The sequence below is a fragment of the Arthrobacter sp. S39 genome (assembly GCF_004320525.1).
Taxonomy (GTDB): Bacteria; Actinomycetota; Actinomycetes; order Actinomycetales; family Micrococcaceae; genus Arthrobacter.
The window spans coordinates 279,199-305,261 of the sequence record NZ_SIHX01000003.1 but is presented as its reverse complement, the minus strand read 5'-3'; the positions used below and the strand labels follow the sequence as shown (position 1 = coordinate 305,261).

General features: G+C 64.3%; 15 protein-coding genes. 12 read left to right on the top strand and 3 right to left on the bottom strand.

From position 1 onward, the window contains the following. The first annotated feature begins 79 nt into the window (after nt 1–79). From EYS21_RS07830 to sufU, 4 genes are all read left to right on the top strand, one after another. Nucleotides 80–2,818, top strand: a complete 2,739-nt coding sequence (locus EYS21_RS07830) for a LuxR C-terminal-related transcriptional regulator (RefSeq protein ID WP_131132639.1) — start codon at nt 80–82, stop codon at nt 2,816–2,818. After that, complete coding sequence (locus EYS21_RS07825; protein ID WP_347559547.1) at nt 2,805–5,549, top strand: LuxR C-terminal-related transcriptional regulator; 2,745 nt, start codon at nt 2,805–2,807, stop codon at nt 5,547–5,549. The genes EYS21_RS07830 and EYS21_RS07825 overlap by 14 nt, the downstream gene beginning before the upstream one ends. A gap of 476 nt (nt 5,550–6,025) precedes the next feature. Further along, nucleotides 6,026–7,351: a SufS family cysteine desulfurase gene (locus tag EYS21_RS07820; protein ID WP_131132637.1), complete on the top strand. Its 1,326-nt coding sequence runs from the start codon at nt 6,026–6,028 to the stop codon at nt 7,349–7,351. A gap of 23 nt (nt 7,352–7,374) precedes the next feature. After that, nucleotides 7,375–7,824: a Fe-S cluster assembly sulfur transfer protein SufU gene (sufU, locus tag EYS21_RS07815; RefSeq protein WP_131132636.1), complete on the top strand. Its 450-nt coding sequence runs from the start codon at nt 7,375–7,377 to the stop codon at nt 7,822–7,824. 31 nt (nt 7,825–7,855) lie between these two features. Here the strand turns inward: sufU and nhaA are convergent, their stop codons facing one another. Continuing rightward, nucleotides 7,856–9,169, bottom strand: coding sequence for a Na+/H+ antiporter NhaA (gene nhaA, locus EYS21_RS07810; RefSeq protein WP_131132635.1), 1,314 nt, complete (start codon nt 9,167–9,169; stop codon nt 7,856–7,858). A gap of 539 nt (nt 9,170–9,708) precedes the next feature. Between nhaA and EYS21_RS07805 the strand changes: the two genes are divergently transcribed. The 8 genes from EYS21_RS07805 (at nt 9,709) to EYS21_RS07770 (ending at nt 23,439) form a co-directional block, all read left to right on the top strand. After that, nucleotides 9,709–10,170 (top strand): adenylyltransferase/cytidyltransferase family protein, encoded by a 462-nt coding sequence (locus tag EYS21_RS07805; RefSeq protein WP_131132634.1) that lies wholly within the window; start codon nt 9,709–9,711, stop codon nt 10,168–10,170. Further along, on the top strand, nt 10,167–11,348 hold the full coding sequence (locus EYS21_RS07800) for a DUF1972 domain-containing protein (RefSeq protein WP_131132633.1): 1,182 nt from the start codon (nt 10,167–10,169) through the stop codon (nt 11,346–11,348). The genes EYS21_RS07805 and EYS21_RS07800 overlap by 4 nt, the downstream gene beginning before the upstream one ends. Next, on the top strand, nt 11,348–12,190 hold the full coding sequence (locus EYS21_RS07795) for a CDP-alcohol phosphatidyltransferase family protein (protein WP_131132632.1): 843 nt from the start codon (nt 11,348–11,350) through the stop codon (nt 12,188–12,190). The genes EYS21_RS07800 and EYS21_RS07795 overlap by 1 nt, the downstream gene beginning before the upstream one ends. Nucleotides 12,191–12,247: 57 nt before the next feature. Further along, complete coding sequence (locus tag EYS21_RS07790; RefSeq protein WP_131132631.1) at nt 12,248–12,961, top strand: hypothetical protein; 714 nt, start codon at nt 12,248–12,250, stop codon at nt 12,959–12,961. Next, nucleotides 12,958–13,872, top strand: coding sequence for a hypothetical protein (locus tag EYS21_RS07785; protein ID WP_131132630.1), 915 nt, complete (start codon nt 12,958–12,960; stop codon nt 13,870–13,872). Before EYS21_RS07790 ends, EYS21_RS07785 begins: the two co-directional genes overlap by 4 nt. A gap of 28 nt (nt 13,873–13,900) precedes the next feature. After that, complete coding sequence (locus EYS21_RS07780) at nt 13,901–18,358, top strand: PKD domain-containing protein (protein ID WP_165478278.1); 4,458 nt, start codon at nt 13,901–13,903, stop codon at nt 18,356–18,358. A 113-nt stretch (nt 18,359–18,471) separates the two neighbouring features. Next, nucleotides 18,472–20,139 carry a hypothetical protein gene (locus EYS21_RS07775; RefSeq protein WP_131132628.1) on the top strand — a complete coding sequence of 556 codons (1,668 nt, stop codon included), beginning with the start codon at nt 18,472–18,474 and terminating at the stop codon, nt 20,137–20,139. A 534-nt stretch (nt 20,140–20,673) separates the two neighbouring features. Further along, nucleotides 20,674–23,439, top strand: coding sequence for a PKD domain-containing protein (locus tag EYS21_RS07770; protein ID WP_207307712.1), 2,766 nt, complete (start codon nt 20,674–20,676; stop codon nt 23,437–23,439). A 91-nt stretch (nt 23,440–23,530) separates the two neighbouring features. Here the strand turns inward: EYS21_RS07770 and EYS21_RS07765 are convergent, their stop codons facing one another. Both EYS21_RS07765 and EYS21_RS07760 read right to left on the bottom strand, forming a co-directional pair. Beyond that, entirely contained in the window at nt 23,531–24,568 is a 1,038-nt protein-coding gene (locus EYS21_RS07765; RefSeq protein WP_131132626.1) for a hypothetical protein, read from the bottom strand. 96 nt (nt 24,569–24,664) lie between these two features. Beyond that, nucleotides 24,665–25,930: a hypothetical protein gene (locus EYS21_RS07760; protein ID WP_131132625.1), complete on the bottom strand. Its 1,266-nt coding sequence runs from the start codon at nt 25,928–25,930 to the stop codon at nt 24,665–24,667. Nucleotides 25,931–26,063 lie beyond the last annotated feature (133 nt).

The window sequence follows — 26,063 nt, the reverse complement described above, 5'->3', positions numbered from 1 at the left end:
ACCTCGGGGTAGTCTTCTTCCTAAGCGGGGGAGCGATGGGGCTTTATCCCCGCTAGGGCGGGATCTAGGGGATAAGTTCATGTCAATCGAGCCACTCAGCTGGGGACGTGGGTCAACGCTCAACGACGTTGAGTTGCAAACGGACACGGCTGTTCAGACCGAACACCAGCGATGGTCGGTACCTGCCAGGAGTGCCAACCTCGAAGCCGTGCGCGCAGCCCTGACCAGCAAGGACTCGCTGGGCGTCATCATCACCGGCGGCCGGGGAGTGGGCAAGTCCTCTCTGGCCCGGACGGCCGTTTCCGAACTCGGCCCGGATGTCTGGGCACTCCAGCTGCGCAGCGGGCACCCGGCCTCGAAAACCCCCTACGGCTGCCTGTCCTTCCTGCTGGCACGGCTTCCCCAGGCGTACATGGGTTCCCCCACCGCCATCCTGCGGGGCATCACGTCCCTGATCAGGAGTGACGCTGCCGGCCGGCCGTGCGTCATTACGCTGGACACCGCCGGCAGCATTGACGACATGAGCGCCGGTGTCCTCCTGAACGTCCTTCTGACCGGCACTGCCAGGATCGTCGCCGTCGCGCCCAGGAGCAGCGACCTGCCCGCCGACTTCCATTGGCTGCTCACCGAGCGCCGCCTGACCGAAGTCAGGCTGGACAACCTGAACGAACTGCAGACCCGGCAGGTGCTGCTGACCATGCTGGGACACCGCGTTTCCGCGTCCCTTGTCAACATCTACCACAGCATGGTGGGGGGCAATCCGCTGCTGTTGAAAGCCCTGGTGACGGAGCAGCAGCTGTCCGGGAACCTCGTGCTGTCGGATTCCGTATGGACCCTGCGTGACAAGGTGGTGCTCGACGGCGCGGCGAGCCTGGATGACATCGTACGTTCCCGGTGGGCGAGGAAAACGCCGGAGACCCGGGACGTCATAGAAATGCTCTCCTGCGCCCGCAGCGTGGACCTGTCCCGCCTCACGTCGATTTTCGGTGCCGGCATCGTCGCTGACATGGAGGACGCGGGACTCCTGGATATCGATGGCTCGGACAGCCGCTGGGTCTCGCTCCGGGAAAAGTACCTTGGCGACGTCGTCCGCTCCTGGCTCAGCATCGCCCGGCGCCGGGAGCTGCGCGCCCAGCTCCTGGACGGCAAGGAACCTGATCCTGCTTCCATGACCGTCGAGGAGCTGATGGCCTTCGCGGCCTGGACGCGTGAGTGCGAGGCCGAACTCAGCCCTGCCATGGCACTGGCCGCCGCGGAAGCGTCCGTCCAGCTGTTTGATCCGCATTCCGCCCTCACGTACGCCGAGACGCTGACGAGGAACGACCCCCAGTGGGTTTCCGGGCAGCGGCAAAAAGCCGCGGCTTATCTTCTGCTGGACCTGCCGATCCAGGCCATGGCCGCCCTCGATGACATCACGCGGCCGCAGCTGGACAGCCTGGATGCCGAGGAATACGCCCAGGTGGTGGCCGCCAGGTCCACGGTCATGGTGTGGCTGCCGGAACTCACGGGCAGGGTGCCGGGGATGCTTGAGGAGGCAAGGGCCCGGCTGGGCGTGGGCCCGGAGTTGGCGAAGGGCTGGCCTGCACCGCTGGCTGTGGCCGCCAACCGCATCAGCCTCAGTGAATTTGAGTACAAAGCCTTTGTCGGCGACTTCGCATCCATGGTCCCTGCCCTCGAAGCTGCCTCCAACGCCGCCCGCAACCCGGACGTCTCGTTCAGGATGAACGCTGCCATCATCCTGATGACGGCGCTGTCGCTGACCGGCCGCGAAATGGACGCGCTGAGCCTGATGCGGACCCTCGGCGGGCAGATTTCGGATGCCGCCCAGATCGTGGGCCTGCGCGAGGAATACACCAGCCGCGCCTATGCCGTCCTGCTGACGGCCGGGCAGTGGCGCCGCTGTATCGACCTCCTGGACCCGCCGGAGTCCCGGGACGCGCACCGGCTCCCGTACCGGAGCGCCGCCACTGAGCTGGCTGCCGGTATCGCCTACGTCTATTCCGGGCGGGGAGCGGCTGCCCTTGACCCGCTGCTGTCCGCCGCGGCCCAGCTGGAGCTCCGTCCCGTGCAGAGCTCCCTGCGTTCCGCTTACGCCGCAACCGCGTTGGCCTACGCCCAGATCGGGAACGCCGGCCAGTCCCGCAGGTATCTGGAGAAGGTGCAGCGTTCCGCGGGCCCCTGCGACTTCCTGACCGGCTCCATCATTGAATTTTGCGCCGACATGGCCGGCCGGTGGCTGGGCGAGAACGACGCCGTCTCCCGGCTCAAGGACTCCGCGCGCCGCAACATTGACGCGGGACGGTTCACCGTCGCCGGCATCAGTCTCCTGGGAGCCACCGTCAATGGCACCGAAGCCGACTTCAGGCTTCTGGAACAGGTTGCGGGGCAGCGGCAGGGTCCGCTGGCGGAGATCGCCCGCCTGATCGCGGTGGGCAGCAGGACCAAGGACGCCAAGACGCTTCTCACCGGCGGCGAGCTGGCGGCCACCCTGGAACTGGACGCGGTCGAAGCGCGGTGCATGGCGCTCGCCGTGGACTACGCCCGCCAGGCCGGTGACTCCGTGTCGGCCAGGACTGCGCAGGCGCGGCTGGATATACTGGCTGCCACTGTCGCCAATCTTCCGATTGTGCCGAGCAGCGGCAGCCCCCTGCTGACCAGCAGGGAGCGGCAGATTGCACGGCTGGCCGGCAGGGGAGCGTCAAACCGGGACATCGCGCTTGAGATGGGTGTCTCGGTCCGTACCGTTGAAGGCCACCTGTACCAGGTCTTCACCAAACTCGGTGTAACTTCCAGGGGTGATCTGACTGGACTCGTCTAACGGCCACGCACCAAGGCCCGGCTCGGCCTATCGCTTCCTTACCGGACGCCGCGAGCCGCTGGACCGGATCTGCAACATCATCCGCAGCCGGACCAGTCAGGCCGTCTTCCTGATGGCCGGACCCGGCATCGGAAAGTCGGCGCTGGCCGAAGCCATCACCGAGCGCCTGTCCCCGGAGATGATCGTCCTGCGCATCCATGGCAGCTCATCCCTGGCCGGCGTCCCCTTTGGTGTTCTGACTCCCTACACGGCGGAGCTGACGGCCGAGGACTCGGTCTCCCCGGTGGCCGTCCTCAGGTCCGTGTGGACGTATTTCGAGAAGCTCAAGGACGGCAAGGACACACCGCTGCTGCTGGTGGTCGATGACGCCCATCATCTAGATGATGCCAGCGCAGGCATTGTGGCGGACATGATCTCGGCCGGCTGGGCGAGCGTGGTGGCGGCCGGCAGGCCCCGCCCCGGGTTGCCGCAGCCGCTCGACCAGCTCTGGTACGACGGCCTGGCGGACCGGGTGGACCTGCGGCCGCTTAATCGGGAGCAGATAGAAGAAGTCCTTGCCCATGTCCTGGACGGCACAGTCCCGGCCGGGACTGTGGACTCGATCTGGAGCGCCTCAGGGGGAAACCCCAGGATCCTCGATGCCCTGCTGCACGACGCCGCGGAGCAGGGGATCCTCGCCAAACGGAACGGCATCTGGATGCTGCTTGGGCCACTTCCTTCCGACGGCGCCAAACTGACGGCCGTGGTGTCCAAGGATCTCCTCCGGCGCCGGCCAGAGGAGCAGGAGGCCCTGAAGCTGGTTGCCCTGGCCGAGCCCGTGGGCCGCAAAGTGATCGAGGATATCTGCGGGGCGGAACTTGTCCGTTCCCTGCTGGACCAGCAAACGGTGGTGGAGGGTTCCGGCAGCCCTGCTGTGCTGAGGATGTGGAACGGCGTCATCGGTGATGCCGTGAGGAAAAACGTGTCCGTCTCACGGAGCCTGCAGCTTCTTGAAAAGCTCCGTGCCCACCAGGAGGCGCCACCCTCAAGCGCGGATGGCCGGCTGCGTGCGGCCGAATGGGCGCTGGAATGTGGACTGCGGGTGGCTGACGATGAACTGCTCGAGGCAGCAGTGACAGCCATCACCGGATACCGGAACGCCAGCGCCCGGATGATGGCGGCAAGGGTGCAGGATCCGATCCTCGCGCCCCACGCCCGCGCCATCCAGGCACGGGCCCTGTTCAACGAGGCCCATTATTCCGAAGCGGCCCGGATCCTGGACGGGTGCTGGCTGGAGCTGGACGACAGTGCCGAGGCAGCCCACGTCCTGCTCCTGCGTACGGCGGCGCATCAGGCCCTGGGACAGGCGATGGACGCAATCGCGGCCGAATCGCGGGAGCTCCTGCGCCAGGCCGGACGCCTCGAAGACCTGACCGGGTCCCCTGCAGACCCGGACGACGCCGGATCCGGCACGCCCGGTGATTCCCCTGCAATGCAGGCGCCGCGGCCCTGGCAGGACCAGATGCTCGACCTTTTAGAACTGGGAGAGGCCGGCGACTATGAGTCCCTGGCGGCGGACGTCCAGGACATCAGGAGCCGCAACCCCGGGGAACCGGTGGATGACGCCCTCCGCGCCGTAGGACTGGCGCTCTCCTCCCATGCGCTCTCGGCGGCGGGACGCGGGGTCCAGGGCCTGGACGCCGCGCTGCTGGCTGCCTCCGAACTTCCGTCGCTTCGGGACGGTGTGTTCTTTTTCAACGAATTTGTCCTGGGCCGCCTCGTCACGGACTACCTGGCCATGGGCGAATGGGAATCCGCTGAGCGGGAGATGGCCAATTACGCGATGGAGCAAGCCGCCGGAGCCGCATGCTTCGGGGGCGGTCTCCAGCTCCTCAGAGGTTACTCGCTGCTGCGGCAGGGCCGGATTGAGCGCGCCTACCAGATGCTCCTGCCGGCCGTCGAGGCCCTCAGGCTCAACGATCCCCTCCAGCTGTTCCGGTTTGGTTCATCCTTGGGCTTCTACGTCGCGGCCAGGCTCGGCGACGCCGCCCAGGCCAGGCGGCTGGAGCTGGATTACAAGGACTCAACCCCTGGCGCACCCGCGAACGAGCTCCTGGCCAAGGCCTACGCGGCCGCGGCTGCGGAGTATGTGGCCCGTGACGGTAAGGGCCTGGCATCCATCCACACCCTTGCCACCACCACCGAAATCTCAGTCCGGGAAGGGATGCACCTCGAGTTCCTGGCCATCTGCTGGGACCTTGGCGACCACTCCGTCATCCCGCTGGTGCGGGCGCTCGCCGGTAATGTCGAGGGCCGGTGGGCTGCAGCCATGCTGACTCTGGCGGGGGACTGGGAAACCGCGGACGCCGATGCGCTGATGGACACAGCCGCGAACCTCGAAGCGGCCGGATTCGTCAACCTTGCCAGGGAGGCGTACGCCAGGGCGAGCACGCTCCTGGAAGAGTCAGGTGAGCGGCGGCGGTCCCGGCAGGCAATAGCGCTGCGCGAGAAATGCGACCATGAGCTGGGCGAACGGTTCCGGGAAGGACACTTCATCGCCGCGGCGCCCGCTGTGCATCTGACCCGCCGCGAGCAGGACATCGTGGAGTTGGCCGTCCAGGGCCTCACCGACCGCGAGATCGCCCAACGCCTGATGGTCTCGGTTCGCACCGTGGAGGGGCACCTGTACCGCACCTACGTGAAACTGGGCGTCCGCAGCCGCGACGAGCTGGCGTCGGCCCTGCCCAAATAGGCACCTGCAAAGAGAAAATCCCGCCCGGTCAGGCCACGTCGCCTGGGCCGCCGGCGGGGTTTTCCGGCGCCCCCGGGAGCGCCTAGGTGGTTATTTCCAAAATACGCGTATCGGCAATGCGTACCCCGTAGTCATCGCACCGGAAAGTCGAGTACCCCCTACTCGTGTTCCGGGCGGCCTGGCGCGATTAACTAGTACAAGCAGGAAGAAGCGGTCCGAAAGAAAACCGCAGACCCTGCCGACAGACCAAAATACGGCCTCTTCGCACTACAACTTCCGGCCCGCAGGGGCCGGACCGAGACGGGGCCGGCGACGTCAGAGTCTTCTGAGACCGAGGCTCTCCCCCCAGCCGTCGCCGGCCCTCCACTCTCCGGCTGAAGCCCGGAACGACTGTGGCGGCTGCCCCGCAGGGGCGCCGCCACAGCCGTGCTGTGGGACAATTGAGTGTCATCCATTGACATCTCAAGGAGTGAGTGTTGGCCGTAGTAACAACCCCAGCCACGCTGGAACGGGCTTTGCCGGCCATGGACAACGCCGAAGTGCTGCGGATACGGAACGACTTCCCGGTCCTTGGCCAGCTGGTCAACGGCCGTCCGCTGGTCTACCTCGATTCCGGAGCCACCTCGCAGAACCCCGTCAGCGTCATCGAGGCGGAGCAGGAATTCTATGAGCAGCGGAATGCCGCCGTGCACCGCGGCGCACACTTCCTTGCCGTGGAAGCCACGGAAGTATTCGAAGACGCCCGCCAGACCGTGGCCGACTTCATCGGAGCGGATTACTCCGAAACGGTATGGACTTCCAACGCCACCGAAGGCCTCAACCTGGTCAGCTACGCGCTCTCCAACGCTGCGCTGTGGGCTGCTCAGGGCCGCGGTGATGCCGGGCTCAAGGATCTCGCAGTGGGCCCTGGCGACCAGATTGTGGTCACCGAAATGGAGCACCACGCCAATCTGATTCCCTGGCAGGAACTGGCCTTCCGGACCGGCGCCACGCTCCGCTACATCCCCATCGACGACGCAGGCAGCCTGCGGATGGACCAGGCGGCGGAGATCCTGGGAAAGCGGACCAAGGTCCTTGCCTTTACCCACGCGTCGAACGTACTGGGCACCATCAACCCCGTTCAGGAACTGGTGGAACTGGGCCGGAAGGCCGGAGCCCTGGTGGTCCTGGACGCGTGCCAGTCCGCCCCGCATCTGCCCTTGGACGTCAAAGCGCTGGATGTGGATTTCGCGGTCTTCTCCGGCCACAAGATGCTTGCACCCACCGGAATCGGTGTGCTGTACGGCAAGCAGGAGATCCTGGACATCCTGCCGCCGTTCCTCACCGGCGGCTCAATGATCACCACCGTCACCATGGAGCGGGCAGAGTACCTGCCGGCTCCGCAGCGGTTTGAAGCCGGCACGCAGCGGATCTCCCAGGCGGTTGCCCTGGCGGCCGCGGCGAACTACCTCACCGAAACGGGCCTGGAGCGCGTCCACCGCTGGGAGTCGGAACTCGGACAGCGTATGGTCGCCGGGTTGGAAAGCATTCCCGGGATACGGGTCCTTGGCCCCGCCGCAGGGCTGGAGCGGATCGGCCTCGCGGCCTTCGCCGTTGACGGCGTCCACGCCCACGACGTCGGCCAGTTCCTCGATTCGCAGGGCATCGCCGTCAGGGTGGGGCACCATTGCGCCCAGCCGCTGCACCGCCGCCTGGGACTGACCGCCACCACGCGGGCCAGCGCCTACCTGTACAACACCACAGACGACGTCGACGCGTTCCTGGAATCCGTAGCCGGAGTCCGGTCCTACTTCCGCGTCTAGCGCAAACACTAAAGGTATACGACATGAGCCTGGACCAGCTGTACCAGCAAATCATCCTCGACCATTCCAAGGTCCGCCACGGCAGCGGCCTGGCCGGCCTGGCTGCGCCCGAGGGGGCGTCCACCGGGCAGTCGCACCAGCTTAATCCTGTCTGCGGCGACGAAGTCACCCTTCGTGTTGCGGTGGAGGACGGGAAGGTCGCACAGATTTCCTGGGACGGGGAAGGGTGCTCCATCTCCATGGCCTCAGCCTCAGTCCTGAGCGAGCTGGCCGAAGGGCTGTCTGTGGCCGAACTCCACGCGATCATCGACAACTTCCGCGAAGTCCTGCGGTCCCGCGGCAAAATCCATGCCGATCCTGAAATCCTTGGCGACGCCGCCGCGTTCGAGGGCGTTGCCCGTTACGCCGCGCGGGTCAAGTGCGCCATGATTTCCTGGGTGGCGGCCGAGGATGCCCTCAACCAGGCAGCCTAGGCCCGGGAGGGCCGGTCCCGGCCCGCGGCCGTCAGGACGTGCGCTCGAAAAGGTCCGGGACGCCGTCGCCGTCAGCGTCCCGCTGTTCCGCTTCCTCCACGGTGCGGTAGTGCCGGTTACGCAGCCGGAGGACCACTGTGGCGAGCAGCGCCGCAACCAGTGAACCGGTCAGGATGGCCACCTTCGCGTGGTCATCATGCGCGGAGCCGGCACCGAAACTCAGCTCGGCGATCAGCAGCGACACCGTGAATCCCACGCCGGCCAACAGCGCAAGGCCTGCCACGTCGATCCAGGCGAGGCCGTCGTCGAGCTTTGCCCTGGTTGTTTTGGTCACCAGGAACGTTGTGCCAAACACGCCAACTGTCTTTCCGGCCACCAGTGCCGCGACGATTCCCAGGGCGACGGGGTCCGCCAACGCCGACCGGAAACCGTCGAACCCGCCAAGGGCCACTCCGGCCGAGAAGAACGCAAAGACGGGAACGGCAAAACCCGCCGAGAGCGGGCGGAGACGGTGTTCCAGGGATTCAGCCATTCCGGGCCCGGTTTCGCCGCGTTTCCGCGATGCCAGGACGGGGACCGCGAAGCCGAGCAACACCCCGGCCACGGTGGCGTGGATGCCTGAAGCGTGGACGAGCCCCCACGTTGCCGCGGCGAGGGGGAGCAGAAGGTACCAGCTGCGGACCCTCTTCTGGACGAGCAGCGTGAACAGGCCCAGCGGGACCAAAGCGGCCAGCAACAGCACCGGCTGCAAACCGGACGAATAGAAGAAAGCGATGATGCCGATCGCCAGCAGGTCATCCACCACTGCCAACGTCAGCAGGAATGTCCGGAGTGCGGCCGGCAGGTGGGTGTTGATCACTGCCAGCACCGCCAGGGCGAACGCTATGTCCGTGGCCGTGGGAATCGCCCAGCCACGCAGGCTTTCAGCACCCTGGCCCAGGTTCAGTAGCGTGTAGACCACGGCCGGAACTGCGACGCCGCCCACGGCCGCCGCCACCGGAACCACGGCTTTGGATATCTTCCGCAGTTCACCGGAGACAAACTCCCGTTTGAGTTCCAGGCCGGCAATAAAAAAGAAGATGGCCAGCAACCCGTCCGATGCCCAGTGCCCCAACGAGAGCTGGAGGTGCCAGGGCTCGTAGCCGATCTTCAAGTCCCGGAGCGCGAAATACCCGGCAGCCGCCGGCGAGTTGGCCCAGACCAGGGCAGCGGCGGTCGCCAACAGGAGAAGGGCGCCGCCAACAGTTTCCAGCCTGAGGATCTCGGAGATCCGCAGGTATTCGGGGTAGCTCGAGCGGCTGAGGACCCTCGCGGCGAGGGCGGGGCGTGCTGGGCGCTTGGCCAAGGGTGGCTCCTGGATGTAGGGTTCGACAAAACTATTGCCGACCAGACTTCCCGGCGCACCTCTGACAAGTCTAACCGAGCGGGGCCATAACGCCGGTCGCGGCGCCTGCCGGGCGGGCGGTGGCCCAAGGCACGGCGCCGTTTTTCGAGTAGCTGCCAAAGGTCCATCTGAGTACAAACAGGTAGCCCCCAGTAGTCAAGACAGGTAGCAATTACGGGTGCACCTAGTGTGCCAAGAGGCTTGACTTGTACTAATTCCAGGAACCCACCCAGAAGAGGTCTCAGGATGAGTCAGGTCAGGGTATTCGCTGTCCCTAAACGCGGACGCTACCGAAGTGCGGGCACTATTTCGAGCACCAGGACGCTGCGCATTTTGGCTCACCAACCTGACTCCTGCAATCTTACTGATCTTCCCACCGCGTTAGGGCGCGCCAGCTCCGCCGGCGCCCGGGTCAGGGCCGACGTCTTAGAACCTCCTAAGACCAGGCACTCCCACCACACTGCTGGTTTAGCCGGCTAAGAATTGGAAGGAGGCAGGCCATGGGCCTCAGAATTGGCTATGCAGCAGGTGCCTTTGACCTGTTTCACGTCGGGCATCTCAACATCCTCAAGCACGCCAAGTCGCAGTGCGAATACCTGATCGCCGGTGTGGTCTCCGACGAGATCCTGGAACGTGCCAAGGGCCATTTGCCGGTTGTGCCGTTGGCGGAGCGGCTTGAGATCGTACGAAACATCACCTACGTCGACAAGGTCTATGCGGAAGTGCTCCCGGACAAGCTCCAGGTCTGGGAAGAACTCCGGTTCACGGTCTTCTTCAAAGGTGACGACTGGCGCGGTACTCCTGAAGGAAAGCGGCTGGAGCGGGCGTTCGCCGAAGTCGGCGTAGAAGTTGTCTACTTCCCGTACACCGTCCACACATCGAGTTCCGTCCTGAGGACTGCCCTTGAACTTATCAACCATCCGGTTGGCCCGGAAGACCGGATCCACGGGGTGCAGCGATGAGAATCGCGATGGTGGGTACCCGTGGTGTCCCTGCCCGGTATGGCGGATTCGAAACCGCAATCGAGGAGATAGGCCAGCGGTTGTGCGCCCGTGGACACCAGGTGACGGTCTACTGTCGGGACGTTGACGGCAGCGCGGCCCGTGAATCGACGTACCTCGGCATGGACCTTGTCTACTTGCCTGCAATGCACAAGCGGGCCCTGGAGACTCTCAGCCACACCGGTCTTTCAGTAGCGCACCTTCTGCGCCACCGCCCAGATGCCGCCATCGTCTTCAATGCGGCGAACGCCCCGTACCTTCCCCTGTTCAGGGCTGCCGGCATTCCTGTCGCAACCCATGTGGACGGGCTTGAGTGGAAGCGGGCGAAATGGGGCCGTGCAGGGAAGAGGTACTACCGAAGCGTGGAGGCTTTGGCCGTCCGGTGGTCCGATGCGTTGATAGCGGACGCCGTGGGCATACAAAACTACTACAGGGAAAAGTTCGACGTCGACACCGTCTACTTGGCGTACGGCGCCCCGTTGTTGGAAAACGCCCCGTCGCACAGGCTGGCGGAACTTGGGGTTGAGTCGCGCGGCTACCATCTGGTCGTGGCCCGCTTCGAGCCGGAGAACCACGTCGACCTGATCGTGGACGGCTACGTGCGCAGCCAGGCGAAGGCACCGCTGGTGGTGGTGGGTTCGGCACCCTATTCGGATGGCTACACACGCCTGGTCCACGACCTTGGTGATGAGCGCGTGCGCTTCGTCGGAGGGGTTTGGGACCAGGAATTACTGGATCAGCTCTACGCCAACTCCCTCGTATACTGGCACGGCCATTCTGTAGGCGGCACCAATCCGTCGCTGCTCCGTGCGATCGGGTCCGGTGCGGCGACAAATGCGTTCGATGTCGACTTCAACCGCGAGGTGCTTTCGAACTCCGGCCGGTATTTCGCCGGTCCGGACGATGTCACGGCACTTGCGGAGGAGGCCGAAGCGCAACCATCAGCCTTGCGTGAGAGGGGCACCCTGGGACAGCAGCTCGCCCGCAGGTTCGATTGGGACATGGTGGCTGCCGGCTACGAACAGCTCTGCGCGGACCTCGTCCTGGCACATCAGCCGGCCCGGGCCCTGCCGCGGAGGGAGCGCCAACGCAGTCCCAAGCACGCCTTGGAACGGCGTAACACCTTGGGAGCGCGCTGATGTCCGGGCAACACGCGAAGGTGGCCGCCGCCGCCCAAACTGTCCCCTACGCTGGCTACCGCGACGCGGTCTCCCGGCTCTCAGGGGCGCAAAAAACGGCCGCCCGCGGTGCACCGGCCTACTCCAGGTTCGTGAACCGGCGGCTTGGACGGTACTTGGCGGCAGCTGCCTTTGGACTGGGACTGACGCCCAACGCCGTGACCGCGGTCAGCGCAGTCTTCACCTTCACAGGCATCGGTCTGCTCGTGGCCTTCCCACCGTCGTGGGGGCTGGGAATCGCGGTGTCGCTGTTACTCGTTGTTGGCTACGCCCTGGATTCGGCGGACGGACAACTTGCACGACTCACCGGCACGGGTTCGCCTGCCGGTGAGTGGCTCGACCACATGGTGGATTCCGTGAAGACGTCGGTTCTGCCGCTGGCGCTGCTCGTTGCCCTCTACCGTTTCGAAGCTGTCGATCAGGGTTGGCTTCTTGTTCCGCTGGGGTCAGCGGTCGTGGCGACAGTGCTGTTCTTCAGCATGATCCTCACCGAGCAGCTGCGCCGGCAACGCGGAGTGGTTTCCATGGCCGATGATTCGGCAGGGCCCTCGTGGCTGCGTTCCCTCCTCGTGGTCCCGATGGACTATGGGGTCCTGTGCCTGAGCTTCCTGTTTTACGGAGCAATTCCGCTCTTCATGGCTGTTTATACGGCAATTTTCGCCGCAACCGCTGCGTTCCTTGCGCTGGCATCGGTGAAGTGGTTCAGGGAGCTGCAAACAATCTATGGCCCTGCCTCGACCACACTTCCAGCACGGAACCGAGCCCCAAGCGGCGTGGCAACATTATCTGATTCCGGGGGGTAGGACATGGAAGCGTCTGGGAACAACGGAGTGGAGCGTCGGCGATGGAGCCCACGGTTGGTGGGCATCGCTCTTGTGCTGGCGTTGCTCGTAGCAGCGGGGTCCGTTTGGGCCTACACCCAGTGGGGGGCGTCCGAGATGGCTGCCCAGACCCCGGGTACGGTCGTGTCCACCGAAAGCCCAACTGGCGCAGCAACGGAGACAGCCGGACCATCCGCCAGTCCCTCTACGACGCCGGACCCGGGGAGTTCCACGCCGCCTCCTGAAGCCACCGCCCCGGCAACGGATCCGGCCGCCGTTCCGCAGCCAAGTGATCCGGCTCCCGTCGACCGTTCGAACAAGAGCGACGAAGAACTGGCAACCATCGACCAGCCCGTTGCACCGCCGGTACCGCTGGTGGCCACGAAGGTGGTCAGGTCAGGCGTGTCCGCGACGATCAGCGAGCTTGCCGCAGTGGATGGGGAAGCCATAGGCATTGGCGAGATCGCGGGACCCGCGATCCGGTTCAAGGTGACCGTGCTGAACGATACCGGAGCCGAAATTTCCTTGGACCCTGCTGTCGTCAACGTCAGTTACGGACAGGACAACTCTCCGGCCAGCTCGCTGAGCGGCCCCGCCGCGGTGCCGTTCCCCGCCAGCGTCGAACCAGGCGCCAGCGCTTCGGGCGTCTTCGTTTTCGGAGTCCCGAAGGACGCCCGGAACATTGTCAAGATCTACCTCAACCTGGACGCGGCGACGCCGATAGCCGCTTTTGAAGGGCAGGCACCGGCATGAGTGACTATCCCGTGGCACGGTCAGCCGCCAAACGTGTCCGCAAGGCATTCAAGCGGATCCGCGCCTATGGCGGCCTGCTGAACCTGCGGTGCCGGAACCTGCTGGTGAGTGAACCGGTCACGGGCACGGCCGACGTCGTTGTATCCATGACCAGCTACGGCGCCCGACTGCGGACAGTGGACGTTGCCCTCGAGTCGATTGCCAGGGGGACCGTTAAACCGAGGCGACTGATCCTCTGGTTGGACGATACGGCGGCATTTGAGCAGCGGACGCCTGCTTTGCTACGTCTTCAGCGGCGTGGCCTGGAAACCAGGCTGTCCAGGAACTACGGCCCGCACACAAAATACTTTCCGTATGTGGAATCTTCGGCAGTGTTCGATTTCCCCCTCGCCACAGCGGACGACGACATCATTTATCCGTCCCGGTGGCTGCAGGCCCTCGTCGAGGCCAACCAGGAGCATCCTGACATGGTCAACGGACACTGGGTGCGCATGATCAACGTCAAAGGGGGCGGTATCACGCGTTACGAGGACTGGACGCGACGGCGGGACACCGGGCCCGGCTTCAACAACTTTGCGCTGGGCGTGTCGGGAGTCATTTACCCTCCGGAAATGCTCCGCGAACTCCGGATGCGTGGTGATCAGTTCATGGACGTTTGCGCTGGGGCCGACGACATCTGGCTTCACTGGGTAGCCCTCAGGGCGGGCATCCAGACACGGCAGGTGGACGATGTGGCCCGTCATTTCCCGATGATCCCGGGAAGCCAGAGCAGCGCCCTCAGCGACATGAACGTGGGACACAACCGCAATGACCAGTGGATACGGGCGCTCTATTCACCGTCGGACTTAATGGCGCTCATGACTTCCGGGAAAACCGGATCGCTCAAGGATGGAGAAGGCAATGCGAGTTAACCGACAGCCTGGGGGCGAAAATCGCATCGTGCCCCGGGAAACAGCACTTCGGGTATTGACCGCAAAACTGCGGCTCCTGAGGTCCATCCTCGCCGTCCTCCTGAGCGCGGCGTTGGCAATTTCCCTGGGCGTGGTGGGCGGAGCCATGCCCGCGGCCGCAGACACTGCACCGGCTCCCGGTGTGCCTGCCACCGTATCCGCTGACGGACTGCCGACCGCCCAGATCAACGGAGTGGCCTGGACACAGGTGATCATCGGCAACACCGTCTACGTGGGCGGAAACTTCACGGAAGCCCGGCCGTCCGGAGCAGCACCCGGCACCGGAGGCCTGGTTCGGAACAACATCCTTGCCTACAACCTCTCCACTGGTGCGCTGCTGCAATTCGCTCCCAGCCTCAACGGTGAAGTGACGGCCTTGGCGGCGTCGCCGGATGGAACACGCCTCTACGTCGGAGGAGCGTTCACGTCCATCAACGGCTCCACGGTGTGGCGGGCAGTCGCGCTGAACCCCACCAATGGCAGCATCATCACGAGTTTCCTGCCGCGGATGTCAGCCTCCGTCCGTGCCATCGTGGCGACTCCAACCACCGTCTACCTTGGCGGTGTTTTCAACGCGGTTGGCTCAGTCAGCCGCGATCGGCTGGCCGCCGTGTCGGCAACGAACGGTGCGCTGCTGCCGTGGAACCCCGTTGCCGGAGGAGGACGGGTTAACGCCCTTGCTTTGTCGCCTGATGGTGCAAGCATGGTGGTCGGCGGAGCATTCACCTCGTTGAACGGCTCGACCAATCCAGGGTTCGGCCTGGGCAAGGTGGACACAAACCTGGGCGCGAACCTCCCGTTCCAGATCAACAACGTGGTCCGCAACGGCGGAACCAACGGCTCCATCACGACCTTGGCCTCCGACGGTGTCAACGTCTATGGGGGCGGCTACACCTTCGGCCGGACGAGTACTCTCGAAGGCGTGTTTTCGGTCAATTGGTCGGACAGTTCCACGAACTGGATTGAGGACTGCCACGGCGATACCTATTCGGTCTATCCCATGGATGACGTGGTGTACCTGGCGGGTCACGCCCACTTCTGCGGGAACGTAGGTGGTTTCCCGCAGGCGGAGCCGTGGGAGTTCCAGCGGGGCCTGGCGTTCAGCAAGGCGGCTACCGGCGTGCTGACGCAGGAAACCCATGGCTACACAAATTTCGCGGGCACACCTGCGCCATCGCTGCAGAACTGGTTCCCGTACATGAATGCCGGAACGATCACGGGGCAGGACCAGGGACCCTGGACCGTCACTGGCAACTCAAGCTATGTGGTCATGGCCGGTGAGTTCACCATCGTCAACAACCAGCCACAGCAGGGGCTCATCCGCTTCGCGAAAAGCAATATCGCCCCCAACCTCAGGGGCCCGCGGATCGACGGCCTGAACTTCAACCCGACGCTGTCCACTCCGGCCGCCGGCCAAGTCCGCGTCCGCTGGCAGGCCAACTGGGACCAGGACAACGAGACCTTGGCCTACGAGGTCCGGCGCAACGGCGTGGTCATTGCCACGATCGATCAGGCCTCGACGTTCTGGAACCGCCCCGGCATGACATTCCTGGACACGGGGCTGGTACCCGGACAGACTTACGGATACAGGATCTTCGCCATTGATCCATTCGGAAACGACGCCCGCAGCGAGACGATCAACATCACAGTGGCCGGCTCAGTCACGCCGCCCGGATCCTACGCTCAGAGCGTCCTGGCGGACGAGCCGAACAACTACTGGCGGCTCGGCGACGCAAGCGGTACCGCCGGCGTCGATCTCGCGGGCAAGGATGACCTGCTGTTCCGTCCTGGAGTGACCTTGGGTGCGCAAGGCGCGATCGGCGGGGAAACCGATTCGGCCGCCACGTTCAACGGCACGGCAGACGGGATCGCCGTCGATCGCACGCTGGACTTCCGTCCGCAGGTCTTTAGCCAGGAGGCCTGGTTCAAGACCGGATCAACCAGCGGCGGCCAGATCTTCGGATTTGGCAACACCCAGACCACGGTGTCAGCTGATTTCGACCGGGTGCTCTACATGTCCAACCTCGGCAGGCTGTTCTTCGGGGTCCGGCCCAACGGCGTAACCCGCCAGACGGTGAGCTCGTTGGCCAGCTTCAACGACAACCAATGGCACCACGTGGTGGCCACCTTGGGCAGCAACGGCATGCAGTTGTTTGTCGACGGCGTGTTGGTGGGAAGCCGGACCGACGTCACGTCCGCCTGGCAGTTCGACGGATTCTGGAGGATTGGCGGGGACAACCTCGGCAGCTGGACGAACCGGCCCACCAACCGTTACTTCAACGGCCAATTGGACGATGTCGCCATCTACCCGGCCGTCCTCCCGCTGTCCCGGATCCAGGCTCACTACGTTGCCTCAGGCCGGAACGTCAACGCTCCTCCGGCCCCGCCCGTCGCCGCGTTCACCTCCTCCAGCGAGGGCCTCACGGCATCCGTGGACGGCACCACGTCCTCGGACGCGAACGGGCCGATCACCAACTACGCCTGGAACTTCGGCGACGGCGCCACGGGCACCGGCGTCACTGCCCAGCACGCGTACGCTGCCGGCGGGACGTACAACGTCACGCTCACCGTCACTGACAACACTGGCCTCACCAATTCGGCGACGCATCCTGTGACGGTGACGGCTCCTCCGCCCAACCAGGTGCCGGTGGCTGACTTCAGCTTCGCTGCCAGCGACCTTGCAGTGGCCTTCAACGGCTCCGCTTCCGCGGACGCCGACGGCACCATCGCGAGCTACCAATGGGACTTCGACGACGGCACCGCCAACGGCTCAGCGGCCTCGGAAAACCACACCTACGCGACTGCGGGAAGCTATGACGTCACCCTGACCGTCACTGACGACGACGGGGCCACCGGATCGGTGACCAAGAACGTTACAGTCACTGCGCCGCCGGCTGATACCGTGTTGGCCGCAGACGCGTTCGGCCGGACCTCCACAGGTGGTTGGGGCAGCGCCGATACCGGCGGAGCCTGGACTATCACCAGCGGAACGAGCAGCTTCGCGGTCAACAACGGCAGCGGTGCAGTCTCGCTGGGCGCGGGCCAGAGCCGGATGGCACTTCTGAAGTCCGTTTCCACAGCGGCCAACGACTCCCGGGTAACGGTCAGTGCCGACAAGGCCTCCACCGGCGGCGGCTGGTTCGCCTCCCTGCTCGGACGCAGGCTTGCCGACGACACTGCCAACACCGACTACCGCGCCAAGATCAAGGTGGCAAGCAACGGGGTGGTCACGCTCTACCTGACACGGGTGGTGGGCGGAACCGAGACGACCCTGGCCCAAGTCAACGTCGCCGGACTCACCGTCGCTGCCAACGATCCGCTCGTCCTGAGGCTGCGGCTGGAGGGAACGTCCCCGACGTCCCTGACAGCCAAGGTCTGGCGGGCATCCGCGGCCGAGCCTGCCGCGTGGCAATTGACTGCCAGCGACAACACGGCGCCCCTTCAGGTCGCCGGTGGAACCGGCCTTGTGTCCTATATGTCCGGCAGCGCAACCAATGCACCGGTGACGCTGCGGTACGACAACCTGAACGTCACGGCAGGCGGGACCCCTGTGGCGAACGCGGCACCGGTTGCCGCCTTCACCCCCGCCAGCACCGGACTGACGGCCAACCTGGACGCCGGAACATCCTCGGACAGCGACGGCACCATCACCAACTACGCCTGGAACTTCGGTGACGGCAACACGGGCAGCGGCGCAACGCCGTCGCACGCCTATGCGGCAGCCAACACCTACCAGGTGACGCTCACGGTGACTGACGACGACGGCGCCACCAACGCCGTGACGCAGCCGGTCACCGTCGCGGACCCGCCGCCGCCAGGTGTCCTGGCCGCAGACGCCTTCGGCCGGACCGTGGCGTCCGGCTGGGGCAGCGCCGACGACGGTGGCGCGTGGTCGGTTGGCGGCGGATCCTACAGCGTGGGCAATGGCGCCGGCACCATGTCGCCGGTGGCGGGCACCACCCGGACCGCCAACCTGTTGGGTGTCACATCCACGGGTTCGGATGTTCGGGTCAAGGTCTCGCCGGACAGGATCGGGAACGGCACGGCAATGTTCCTCGGCATCATCGGCAGGAGGGTGGCAAACGACGACTACCGGGCCAAACTGCGGGTCGCCACCAACGGCAGCACCAGTCTGTACCTGACCAGGGTTGTAGGAGGAGTGGAAACAACGATGCTGCAAAGCGCCACCCTGACGGGCCTGACCCTTGCAGCCAACGACCAGGTGCAGCTGCGGCTGGAGGTCACCGGAACGGGGACAACGACCATCCGGGCCAAGGCCTGGCGGGACGGCACCACCGAGCCCACGGCCTGGCAGGCTTCCATTACAGACACAACAGCCTCGCTGCAGGTGGCCGGTTCAACAGGGCTTATGAGCTACCTGTGGGGCAACGCGACCAACGGGCCGGTCGCCGTCCGCTTCGACGACTTTGCGGTGACGACACCATGAGCCGGCGGAGCCCATGACTGGGTTCACAGCCGCCCAGGCTGATCCGATGCCTTGGACGTCAGCTTGGTCTCCTGACTATCGGGAGAGGCCCGCCTAGCGCGGGAAGGAGCATTATGAACCCTGTATTGAAAGCACACGCTTCGCGAAAAGGCGGCGGCAAGCCGGTCGCCGCCCTCGCAGCTGGTTTTGCGATGCTTGCCGCCTCCGTCCTCGCCGTGCCCCATGGTTTTGCCGATACGGCCCCGACGAATCCGAACGATCCCAAGACGCCGGTGACGGTGTCGGCGGATGCCCTGCCCACTGTCCAGATAGACGGAGTTGTATGGTCGCAGACGATCATCGGGAACACCGTCTATGCTGTGGGCAAATTCAGCACTGCCCGTCCGGCCGGGGCAGCGCCGGGGTCACAGACTGTGCCAAGACAGAACATCCTGGCCTACAGCCTGACCACGGGCGCGCTGATTTCGTCCTTTGCCCCGACCCTCAATGCCCAGGGCCTCACGATCACCACTTCGCCGGACAAAACCCGGCTCTATGTGGGTGGCGACTTCACGTCGGTCAGTGGCCAGATCAGAAACCGGGTGGTAGCGCTCAACCCAACCACGGGGGCCGTGCTGAGTGGCTTCGCGCCTAAGGTGAACGGCTCGGTCCGGGCGGTGGTCGCCTCTGAAGACACAGTGTGGGTGGGCGGCCTCTTCACAACAGTCGGCACCGTGGCCCGCAACAGGCTGGCGGCGTTCCGGTCCCCAGATGGATTCATGTTGGCGTGGAATCCCAACGCAAGCGGTGGCCGCGTCAATGCACTGACAGCTTCTCCCGACTACAAACGCGTGGTCGCCGGAGGGGCTTTCACCACGCTGAACGGTTCCTCGAATCCCGGGTACGGTCTTGCAGCAACGGATGCGGTATCCGGCTCCATCATTGCGACGCCAGTCAATGATGTGGTTCGCAATGCAGGTGACGGCGCCGCAATTACGTCACTGTCTACGGATGGCACCAACTGGTACGGCACCGCTTACGACTTCGCAGGTACGGGCCTTTTGGAGGGTTCATTCTCGGCCAACTGGTCGAATTTGGGACTTAAATGGCTTGAGGATTGCCATGGCGACTCCTACAGCATATTCGCGAGCAACACAGCTGCCTATGTCGCAGGGCATCCTCACTATTGCGGAAACCTCGGTGGTTTCCCTGAGACGAATCCAAGGACATGGCATCGAGCGGTCGCATTCAGTAAAGCAGCTACCAGGACTTTGACGGCAGACACCCAGGGGTACAAGAGTTTTACCGGCCAGCCGGCGCCGGAGCTGCTGACCTGGTTCCCGGATATGGACACGGGTACCGCCACGGGCCAGAACCAAGGTCCCTGGCATGTCACGGGCAACAGCCAGTACATCCTGATGGGCGGGGAATTCAAGACTGTGAACTTCAAAGGCCAGCAAGGGCTTGTGCGGTATGCAGTTTCTTCGCTTGCTCCGAATAAGGAAGGCCCGCGGTCATCGCTGGACGCCACGAACCCGGTTCTGAGCTCACCCGCCAAGGGGCAGATCAAGGTCCGCTGGCAGTCCAATTGGGACAGGGACAACAGCAACCTCACGTATCAGGTGTATCGGGACGGCGTTGTGGTCAATACGCAGGCCAAAGCGACGACCTTCTGGAACCGGCCCACATTGGAGTACGTGGACACAGTGGCCTCCGGTTCTGCGCACAGCTACAGGATTGGGGTCAAGGACCCGTTCGGAAATGCCAAGTCCTCCACAACCGTCAGCCTGACGGCCAAGTGAAGCATGGGAGGCAAGTTGTGGGAGTTATTGGCGGAAACGCCAGCCATTGACAAACATCCCGGAGAAACTCGAGATAACTCCAACGAAAGCGCTAATCTAGATATGACGGGAATCACAGGTTGCAGAATTTTCACCGGCCGGCTTTCCCGTCGTGTCGCAGCCGGATACCAATTCCGGTTGCGTATAAAAGTGGGCGGCTCAGCGCCCACCACGCTTCAGGCCAAGGTCTGGCGGGAAGGCTTCGCTGAGCCAACCGACTGGCTTCCCACTGCGGGCCGATGTCACGGCATCGCTGCAGGGGCGCGGTTTGACCCGCCTTCTGGCCTTTCCCTGAAGCACAGCAGGAACGCGCCTGCACCGGTGCGCTTCGATGACAACAGCTGACTTCCCCTGGATGATCCGCTGATGCGAGCTTCGAGCTGAAAGGCCACTGAGATGTCATGGCAACCACGAAAGCATGGGCGTCATTGGGCGACTGAGCCGGCGCGGCCCGATGAAGTCGGGCGCAAGCCCAGGCACCATCTGTATCGTCGGGTGCTCTGTACCGCGGCTGCCTGCGTCCTGGCTGTGTCCGGTGCAGTGCTGGGTGCACCTGCATTCGCTGACTCGGCACCGGTGAACCCGAATGATCCTAAAACGCCCGTCACCGTAACGGCGGACAGCCTCCCCACTGCCCAGCACGACGGAGTGGCCTGGCAGGCAGTCACGGTCGGCAACACCGTCTACGTGGCCGGAAGATTTAATAACGCACGACCTTTTGGCGCCGCCCCAGGAACACAGTTGGTGTCCCGGCGCAATATCCTCGCATTTGACCTCGCCACGGGCCAACTCAGGACCAACTTCGCCCCCGTCCTGAACGGCCAGGCTTTGGCCATTACGGCCTCGCCGGACGGCAGCAGGATCTACGTTGGCGGCGATTTCACCACGGTGAACGGAGTCACAAGGAACCGAATTGCGGCTCTAGACCCCAGTTCCGGGGCACTCATCAGCGGTTTCGCTCCCAATGTCGGCGCAACCGTCCGGGCTGTCGTGGCCAGTGACTCCACGGTCTGGTTCGGCGGTACATTCACCAACGTGGGCTCGGCGTCACGCAACCGGCTGGCCTCGGTCAGCGCAAGCAACGGGGCGTTGCTGTCCTGGGCACCCAACGCCGCGAACGGCCGCGTCAACGCCTTGGCGCTCTCACCCGAGGAAGGGCGCGTGGTCATCGGCGGCGCATTCACCACGCTTAACGGTTCAAACCGGCCCGGCTACGGCCTTGGCATGGTCGACGCGACCTCGGGCGCCACTCTTGCCATCCAGGCAAACGACATCGTGCGCGATGCCGGCACAGACTCGGCCATCCTCTCACTCTCCACCGACGGGACAACGTTCTACGGAGTGGGCTACATTTTTGGCACAGGCGGAAACCTTGAGGGAGCATTCGCGGCCAACTGGTCCGATGCCAGGATCAAATGGGTGGAAGACTGCCATGGAGACTCCTACGGAGCTTTCGCCAACAATACTGCGGTCTACGTAGCAGGCCACCCGCATTACTGCGGCAACTTTGGTGGCTTCCCTGAAACCACGCCACGGACGTGGCACCGGGCCGTAGCTTTTAGTAAAGCGGCCACCGGATTCCTCACGAGGGACATCTACGGCTATCCGTCCTTTACAGGCCAGCCGGCACCTTCGATGTTGAACTGGTTCCCGGACATGGACACCGGCACGGCCAGCGGCCAAAGCCAGGGCCCTTGGGCAGTCACGGGCAATAACAACTATGTGGTGATGGTGGGCGAATTCAGGAACGTCAACCAGAGCCCACAGCAGGGCCTGTCCCGCTTCGCAGTGAAAGAGATCGCGCCGAATGATCAGGGGCCACGCGTTTCAGGCTCCAACTTCGTGCCGACACTGAGCAGTCCGGGGGCCGGCCAGGTACGCGTGCAGTGGCAATCGAACTGGGACCGTGACAACTCCAATCTCACCTATACGGTCCTGCGGGACGGAGAGCCGGCCTATGTGGTCTCGCAACTCTCCACTTTCTGGCAGCGACCGACGCTGACGTTCAATGACAGCGGACTTACCGGCGGGACCCACAGCTACCGGATCAGGGTTACCGATCCGCTGGGCAACACAGTCACGGGGGACAGCAGGACGATCTCCATTACGGGAACCAGTAACCAGCCGCCGGTGGCCAGCTTCACTGAATCCACCAGCGGGCTAACGGTCAGTGTCAACGGCTCGGCCTCTGCCGATCCGGATGGCAGCATCAGCTCCTACACGTGGGCATTCGGAGACGGAGGCACTGCTACGGGCGCCACCGCCAGCCACACATATGCTGCGTCCGGCACATTCACTGTCAGCCTGACGGTCCGGGACAACAGCGGAGCAAGCACCAGCACCTCCCGCACTGTGACCGTAAGTTCCGGCGGCAACCAGGCGCCGTCGGCCTCGTTCACCACCTCGGTGAGCGGGCTCACTGTGGCCATCAACGGCTCCGCCTCCTCGGACCCGGATGGCAGCATCAGCAGTTACAGTTGGGACTTCGGCGACGGCGCTACGGCCACCGGGGCGACGGCGCAACGAACCTATGGCGCAGCGGGAACGTACACCATCACGTTGACGGTGACGGACAACGACGGAGCCACCGCAAGCACACAACGTACAGTCACGGTGTCGTCGACGCCGGGAACAGCGTTCGCATCTGATGCTTTCGGACGGACCGTGGCCCCTGGCTGGGGGACAGCCGACGCCGGCGGCACCTGGGCGCTGAATGGATCGTCGTCGTACTTCTCCGTGGGAAACGGGATTGGCATCATGAACCTGGCAGCAAGCCGCGGACCCTCGGCCTACCTTCCGGGAGTATCGACGACGGCCGCCGATACGGCCGTAACGCTCTCGCTCGACAAGATCGGGAACGGCGGCGGGACATTTCTGGGAGTGACCGGCAGGCGGGTGGCCAGCAACGAGTATCGGGGCAAAATCAAGGTTGAGTCCAGCGGCTCGGTGACGCTGCAAATCACGCGACTGGCCGGGGGCAGCGAAACCACGCTGAGCCTGATGTCCACCGGGTTCTCGGTCGCAGCTGGACAGACAGTGCGGCTGCGCGTCCAGGTGACGGGAACCTCACCCACCACCATCCGGGCCAAGGCCTGGCGGGCGGGAACGACGGAGCCCGGAAACTGGCTGCTCACGTCGACGGACAGCACGGCGGGGCTGCAGGCGGCTGGCTCTGTGGGGCTGCTGTCCTACCTCTCGGGTGCGGCCACCAACGCACCCGTGATAGCCCGCTTTGACGACTTTACGTCGGGGCCAGCCTAGGTAGGGACCGTCCTTATGACACGTAGGGCACGGGCTGAAAGCCCGTGCCCTACGTGTCTTGTGCAGGTGTTTCTCAAATCCCGTTCACGCGCTAGCTGTCGTAGCGGATGCCCAGGTCCCGTCCTTCTTTGAGGTAGGTGTTGTTGTCTTCCCAACGGTTGTAGAGGAGGCCGGTGACCTTGCTCTTGGAACGGCTGATGATGCGGACGGGGTACTTCGAGCCATTGCCGTAATCGAACTGGTTACGTCCCAGGAAGTTGCTCTGGACCGTCACCACAATGTCGCTGTACTTGCTGCCCACAGCGATGTTGATGCTGGTCTGGCCGTCATCCACCCAGTTCCGCCGGACCAGTACGTTGGCAAGCTTGGCGACGTTCTGCTGGAGCATGATGCCGATGCCTGCGTGGGTTCCGCGAGGGTTCGGTGCACTGCCGGATCCTGTCACCGCAGAGGCCACAACCGTGTTGCCGACGATGCGGATGTTCTCGCCGCCCTGGACCTGGATACCGTCATTGTGCGTGCCGTCAGAGTGTGCTGGATCGTTGCTCCAGTACGTGAGCTCATTGATGAAGTTTCCTTCAATGGTCACGTTTGCCTGCACCGGACCGCCCGGACGGTTGAATACGCCCAGGCCATCATTGGTCCGCTTGATGCGGTTGCGGCGTGCGGTATATTCGTGGCCCACGATGCCGTCACGGTAGTAGCAGGGCCGGTCCGGGATAATGGTGCAGTCCTGGATGAGCAGGTTGAAACAGCTTGCGCTGTTGGCATCTACGATGCCTGTGTTGGAACCGGGGATGTGCTTGCCGCCGCGGAGCCAGCAATTGCGGATCACTACGTTGCGGGCCCGGACCTTGATGTCGCCGTAGATGTCCAGGTTTTCAAGGACCGTTCCGTCCCTGGTGATAATCAGGTCTGCGCCGGCGGTGTTGTGGGGCGTCAGGGCAGTGCCGGTGATGACGCCGGTATTGGCATCGGTGGGCTTGTATTCGCCATAGACTAGGCTGTCGCGGCTGGTGGCTGCCGTTGCTGGCTGGGCTACGCCATAACCGGCCAGTGCGGTACCGAGGGCACCGGCGAAGCCGAGCCCCAGAGCACGGCGTCGGGTAAGAGTTTTCGTTGAGTTCATAACTATTCCTTTTTAAGAACAGGCGGGCAGGCAGAGAGCATCCGTAGCGCGGTTGCGCACGTCGGCTTGAGACCCCTGGTCCGCGGTGGAGTGGGACTAGCTGTTGTAACGGATGCCGCCGTCGCGGCCTTCAACGAGCAACCCCAGGGTGTCCGCCCAGCGGTTGCTATCCAGACCATATACGGTGCTTGCCGAGCGGCTGATGATTCGGATCGGGTATGTTGAACCGCTTCCGAAGTCGTACTGGTTCCGGCCCAGGTAGTTGTTGCGGACCGTCACTGTGATGTTCGCGTAGACGCCGTTCGCGATGTTGATGGACGTCTGGCCGTCGTCCACCCAGTTGTTCTCGACCACGACGTTGGCCAGCTTGGCAACGTTTTGCTGGAGCATGATACCGATGCCGGCGTGGTCGCCGCGGGGGTTGGGCCCTGAGCCTTCGCCCAGGACGGCATTGGCTACGACGTTGTTCCCGGCCAGCCGGATGTTCTCGCCGCCCTGGACCTGGATGCCGTCGTTGTGCGTTCCGTCGCTGTGTGCGGGGTCGTTGGACCAGAACGTGAGCGAGTGGATGTAGTTTCCTTCGGCTGACACGTTGGCCGCCGCGGGACCTCCGGGCCGGTTGAAGATTCCCAGCCCGTCGTTGGTTCCCTGGATGTGGTTCCGCAGGGCCGTGTAGTCGTGGCCAACAATCCCGTCACGATAGTAGGAAGGCTGGTCCGGAATGATGGTGTTGTCCTGGACAACCAGGTTGGACACGGCAGAACTGTTCGCATCGATAATGCCTGTGTTGCTGCCCGGGATATGGGTGCCACCGTGGAGACGGCTGTTCTTGATAGTGACGTTGGCGGCGCGGACCTTGATGTCGCCGTAGATGTCCAGGCCGTCCAGGACGGTACCGGCCTGGGTGATCACGAGGTCTGCGCCCGACGTGTTGTGCGGCGTCAGCACGGTGCCGGCCGGAACGCCGGTCGTAGCGGTTGACGGCTGGTAGGATCCGGTGACCAGGCCGGAACGGTCTGCTGCTGCGGGCTGTGTCGCCGCGGCCGGATCGATGCTGCTTTGGGGCGCAACGGCCAGGGCGGGCTCTGACTCTTCAACCGCCGGAACCGTAGCGTCAACTGCCGGAGCAGCCTCGACTGCCTCCGGATCCAGGGCGGCCGGCTTCGCAGGCGCAGCCTTCGTTGAAACGGCAGCGCTAGGGCTCTGGCCCGCCGAAGCTTCGGATTCAGCGGCCGCCAGGGAACTGGAGCCCACAAGTGACGGCTGCCCGCAGCCGGTCAGGACGAGCGCTGCAACCGTCACGACGGCCGCGCTCAGCGAATAGTTTCCCAGGGTACGTATGTTTTGTGTCTGTTTCGCCATTTGTGCAATAACCTCTACGTCTCGTTCTCCGGGCACGGGGAATCGCACAGGCAAGCGTTATGGGACGGCTGATGCCGGGTCTACCAAGGCGCGAAGCCGAGTTGATCGCTTAAATGTGCGGCGCCAACGCAGA